This is a genomic window from Mesorhizobium sp. P5_C1, from assembly GCF_054049815.1.
The window spans coordinates 1-5,096 of the sequence record NZ_JBFULQ010000411.1; the positions used below are offsets into that span (position 1 = coordinate 1).

Annotated in this window: 4 protein-coding genes and 1 tRNA gene; 4 read left to right on the forward strand and 1 reads right to left on the reverse strand. The window is 59.7% G+C overall.

Annotated elements, in window-relative coordinates:
• Positions 1-504: 504 nt before the first annotated feature.
• Positions 505-589, reverse strand: a tRNA-Leu gene (locus ACXJ7R_RS24515).
• 375 nt (positions 590-964) lie between these two features.
• Between ACXJ7R_RS24515 and tig the strand changes: the two genes are divergently transcribed.
• The 4 genes from tig (at position 965) to ACXJ7R_RS24535 (ending at position 4,711) form a co-directional block, all read left to right on the forward strand.
• Positions 965-2,440, forward strand: coding sequence for a trigger factor (tig, locus tag ACXJ7R_RS24520; protein ID WP_457154085.1), 1,476 nt, complete (start codon positions 965-967; stop codon positions 2,438-2,440).
• Positions 2,441-2,601: 161 nt separating this feature from the next.
• Complete coding sequence (locus tag ACXJ7R_RS24525; protein ID WP_457154086.1) at positions 2,602-3,126, forward strand: hypothetical protein; 525 nt, start codon at positions 2,602-2,604, stop codon at positions 3,124-3,126.
• Between the two features lie 193 nt (positions 3,127-3,319).
• Positions 3,320-3,700, forward strand: coding sequence for a c-type cytochrome (locus ACXJ7R_RS24530; protein WP_457154087.1), 381 nt, complete (start codon positions 3,320-3,322; stop codon positions 3,698-3,700).
• A 33-nt stretch (positions 3,701-3,733) separates the two neighbouring features.
• The gene (locus tag ACXJ7R_RS24535) at positions 3,734-4,711 is read left to right on the forward strand and encodes a heme o synthase (RefSeq protein WP_457154088.1); all 978 of its coding nucleotides are present in this window, start codon (positions 3,734-3,736) and stop codon (positions 4,709-4,711) included.
• Positions 4,712-5,096: the final 385 nt, after the last annotated feature.

Consider the following 5,096-nt stretch of genomic DNA (forward strand, 5'->3'; position numbering starts at 1 on the left):
TCAACAGATGTCAACCAAGCCCGATGAATGCCGATAGAACCTGGTTCGGCACCACGGTGGACGCCACCCAAGAAGGCAAGTGAGCAGGCTGAAGCGCACTGCAATTGGCGAAGCTGAAGCGTATCCAACCCTGCCGCGCGGATCATACGCCCCAACCGAAGCGCGCTGCCGACATTGCCGCCGGGGGAGTTGAATACGATCGTCCTGGCCCCGCTGCTCACAACCGCGTTACTAAAAGCGTTCAGGGGTTCATTGTCGTTGAACTCGCCGGAAACAACAAGAAACGGCTGCTGCCCTGGAGACGAAACAGGCGTGTATTCTAGGGCCTCAACCTTACATGTTGCTGCCGCGACAAGTGACCCTACCGCCAGAACTAGAGAAGCTACACGCACAGCCCGACAGAGCCCCAACCTGCCTGCTGCAAGTAAGAACCTGTCAACAACCTATTTCAAGAGCCCTCTTTGAAAGTTGGATTTCATTCGGAGCGGTCATTGGCGATAAAATTGGTGCGGATGAAGGGACTCGAACCCCCACGCCTTTCGGCACTGGAACCTAAATCCAGGGCGTCTACCAGTTCCGCCACATCCGCATGGACCGGCAATCCCATGTAGCCATCATTCTGTCAATGTCGGGAACAAGTGTTGGGGTCAGGAACAAGGTCGGGTCGGGGCCAAAATGTTGGTTGTTCGCCGAAATGCGAAGATGGTTGAAAAATAGCCCCGCCTGTGACAAAAGGCGTGTCGAATGTGACGGGACGCGACGATCCGCTTCTGCAAAATGTGATAAGAAGTAGGAAAAACAAGAACTTATTCACATTTTGGAACGCAGTTTGGAAGAGTTTGAGCCGTATTTTCGGTCAAATCGCCAGGTTCCGTACCAAAAGCCATTCCCGGCAAGATTATACCGGCAGGCTGTGAGCGGCAGAGGCCGTGGCAGTCTCATTGGTGAAAACAAAGGTTTTACGATGCAGGTCACCGAAACACTCAACTCCGGTCTCAAGCGCGAGATCAAGGTCACCGTGCCGGCCGGTGACATGGAAGCCAAGCTGATGGCGCGGCTTTCGGACGCCAGGAACAAGGTCCGCATCAACGGCTTCCGCCCCGGCAAGGTGCCGGTGCAGCACCTGCGCAAGGTCTACGGCAAGTCGTTCATGGCCGAAGTGGTCAACGAAATCCTCAATGATTCGACCCGCACGATCATTACCGGGCGTGGCGAAAAAGCTGCCATGCAGCCCGAAGTCATCATGACCGAGGACGAGAAGGAGGCCGAGAAGATCCTGGCCGGCGGCGCCGACTTCGAGTTCCGCCTCAACTACGAGATCATTCCGGCGATCGAGATCAAGGATTTCTCCGACATCAAGGTGACGCGCCAGGTGTTCGACGTGCCGGACACCGAGATAGACGAGCAGGTCCAGCGCGTTGCCGAATCGGCACGCAGCTACGAGCCGAAGACCGGCAAGGCCGCCAATGGCGACCGCGTCACCATCGACTATGTCGGCAAGATCGACGGCGAGGCCTTCAATGGCGGCGCCGGCACCGATCAGCCGCTGGTGCTGGGCTCGAAGGAGTTCATCCCGGGCTTCGAGGATCAGCTGGTCGGCGCCAAGGCCGGTGACGAAAAGCAGATCACCGTAACCTTCCCGGAGAACTACCAGGCGGCGCATCTTGCCGGCAAGGAAGCGACCTTCGACGTCACCGTCAAGGAAGTGTCCCAGCCCGGCGAACTGGAAATCAACGACGAGACCGCCAAGAACCTTGGCCTGGAATCGCTGGAGCGCCTGCGCGACGTCGTGCGTGGCCAGATCGAAAACCAGTTCGGCGCCATGACGCGCCAGAAGGTCAAGCGCCAGCTGCTCGACCAGCTCGACGCGTCCTATTCGTTCGAGGCGCCGTCGAAGCTCGTCGACGCCGAGTTCAACAACATCTGGGCCCAGGTCAATCGCGACCTGGAAGCGGCCGGCCGCACCTTCGCCGACGAAGAGACGACGGAAGAAGAGGCACGTGCCGAATATCTGCGTCTTGCCGAGCGCCGCGTGCGTCTTGGCCTGGTGCTGGCAGAAATCGGCGAGAAGGCCGGCGTCACGGTATCGGACGAGGAGCTGCAGCGCGGCCTGTTCGAGCAGGTCCGCCGCTATCCGGCCAACCAGCAGCAGGAAGTCTTCGAGTTCTACCGCAGCAACCCGGAAGCGTTGAACACGCTGCGGGCGCCGATGTTCGAGGAGAAGGTGGTCGACCATCTGCTCGGCCAGATCTCGGTCACCGATGTCAAGGTCAGCAAGGAAGAACTGATGGCCGACGACGAGGAGGCCGATACCGCCGTCAAGGCGAAGCCGGCGAAGAAGGCCGCCGCCAAGAAGGCTGACGACAAGAAGGCCGACGACGCGGAAGAGCCCAAGAAGAAGGCCGCGCCGAAGAAGAAGGCCGCCAAGGACGCCGAATAAGCCCGGCGCTCCGTAGAATCGACGAAGGCCGCCCTCTGAGGCGGCCTTTTTCGTTGCTAAACTGCAACAGCCGGAACGCTTCGCGGGTGGTGGCCAGTGGTGATACGAAGCTTTGATGATTATCTTCTATCGCAAGCCGCTTGGGTCGTCGGAGACGCGCGTTGAGACTGTTCGTCGAAGTGGGACACGCCTCGGCAATCGCGCTGGTCCTCGTTTCGGTCTGCGGTATTGCCCGCGCCGATACGGTGCTTGACAATTGGCGGTTCGACACGGCCGAGGACGGTCTCGTCACGGCATCGCTCTATGCCACCAACAAGCTGATCACAGGCGGCGGCGCGTTGAGCTACAGCCCGATCCTGACCATTGGTTGCCGGGCAGACAGCGAACCGCGCTGGACCGAATGGCTGCAACTGAACGACACCGTTTCGGCCAGCCGGAAGATCACCGTGTCGGTCACGCTCGACCAGGGCGGCAAGTTCGATGAAAGCTGGTCGGTCGGGCCGCGCGGCCGCAGGCTGATGCGCGACGGCGCCGACGGCATCAAACGGCTCGGCGCCGCAAACCGACTCCAGCTTTCCTGGCGGTTCGGGTTGCTGTCGGGGCGAGGGGAGGCCGATTTCAACCTCGCGGGGTTCGATGAAGCCGTCAGCCAGGTTGCCGGCAGCTGCAACACGAATGTACCCTGAGCCGCTGCAGACGACCTAAACCTTTGCGCGGCCGACCTCTTCTACCCGCCGGCCAGAATCCGTGGTACATAGGTGCCGTAATTCCATTTGGGGGAGAATCCGATAATCTGTTCTGCCGTGCAAGGCGCGTCGCCGGCGGCCCCGGTATGTGCAGATTATCTCAGGCACATTTGACGATCAGGGAGGAAAAGTCATGCGTTTGGTCGCGTTTTTCGCCGTCGTGTCTGTTGCAACCTTCGTTGCCAATCCATCGCAGGCTCAGGATGCTGCGGCTGGCGAGAAGGTCTTCACCAAATGCAAGGTCTGCCACGTCGCAGACGAGGACAAGAACAAGATCGGTCCATCGCTGCATGGCGTCATCGGCCGCGTCGCCGGCACGCATCCGGATTTCAAATATTCCGATGCCATGATCGCGGCCGGCAAATCCGGCGTCAAATGGGACGAACCAACACTGACCACCTATCTTCACGATCCCAAGGCCATGGTCAAAGGGACCAAGATGGCGTTTCCCGGCCTCAAGAGCGATGCAGACGTGGYCAACGTCATTGCCTATCTGAAAACGTTCTCCAAGTGACCTGGCTCGCTCGCGCGCATCCATCGGTCCGAGATGTCGACTAGGGAAAACCGCCTCAAGGATACCGGCATCCGTCTCTCGGAAGCGACGGCGGGTGATTTCTTCGCGCTTTTGAAGCCGCGGGTCATGGCGCTTGCCGTATTCACCGCCTTCGTTGGCCTGATGGCGGCGCCTGGCGCGATGAACCCGGTCATCGCGGTGATTGCAATCGGTGCGATCGCGATTGGAGCAGGAGCGGCCGGGGCCCTTAACATGTGGTACGACGCGGACATCGACGCGCTGATGTCGCGCACATCAAAGCGGCCGGTGCCGTCGGGCCGCGTCACGCCGGGTGAAGCTCTCGGCTTCGGCCTGGTGCTCTCCGCGCTTTCGGTCATGACGCTCGGCGTGCTGGTGGACTGGCTTGCCGCATCGCTGCTGGCCTTCACCATCTTCTTCTACGTCGTCATCTATACGATGTGGCTGAAGCGCTCGACGCCGCAGAACATTGTCATCGGCGGCGCGGCGGGTGCCCTTCCTCCTGTCATTGGCTGGGCGGCTGCAACCGGCGCCGTCAGCGCTGAAAGCGTCATCCTGTTTCTGATCATCTTTCTGTGGACGCCGCCGCATTTCTGGGCGCTCGCGCTGTTCAAGGTCGGCGACTACGCCGCTGCCGGCATCCCGATGATGCCGAACGTGGCCGGTCAGGCCTCGACCAGAAAACAGATGTTTGCCTATTCACTGCTGCTGGCGCCAATTGGCGTGCTGCCCTGGGCGTTCGGATTCGCGAGCGGGTTATATGGAATTGCCTCGGCCGCATTGGGCGCGGGGTTCATCTGGCACGCATGGAAGGTTCTGGTGGTTCCCGACAAGGAGATGAAGCCTGCAAAGGCGCTGTTTGCCTTCTCGATTTTTTATCTTTTCGCGATCTTTGCCATACTGCTTGCCGACACCATCGCAACGCGAGCGTTCATGTCAGCTGAGGTTGACGGCATAAAGGAAACCCGCCGGATCGATATGGCCGAACTGTAATTGCTGCATTGAAGACGTTGCAGACCAGGGCCTGCCCGAACATCACGATGGTATTGCGCAGAATCCCAGGATCAGCAGGGCCACTATGCCAAGGCCGAGTATGAGAAGCGTCCTTCCGTCCATGACCTTCAACCTTTGCGCGGCCAAAAAGGGCGCGCGGCGCTGTATCAGAATAGCGAAAAAGGCCTAACAGAGCTAGTCAGACCGCTCGAGGGTAGTGGCTCAGTTTGAAATTTGACGCCGCGTTTGTCGCATCAGACCCTGACCTCCACTATGCTTCGTGCAATGCATGGGAGTGGCAATGAAGCTTGAGAGCACCCTTACTTGCCCAGAGTGCGGCCATCAGTCTGTGGAAACGATGCCGACCGACGCTTGCGTTCACTTC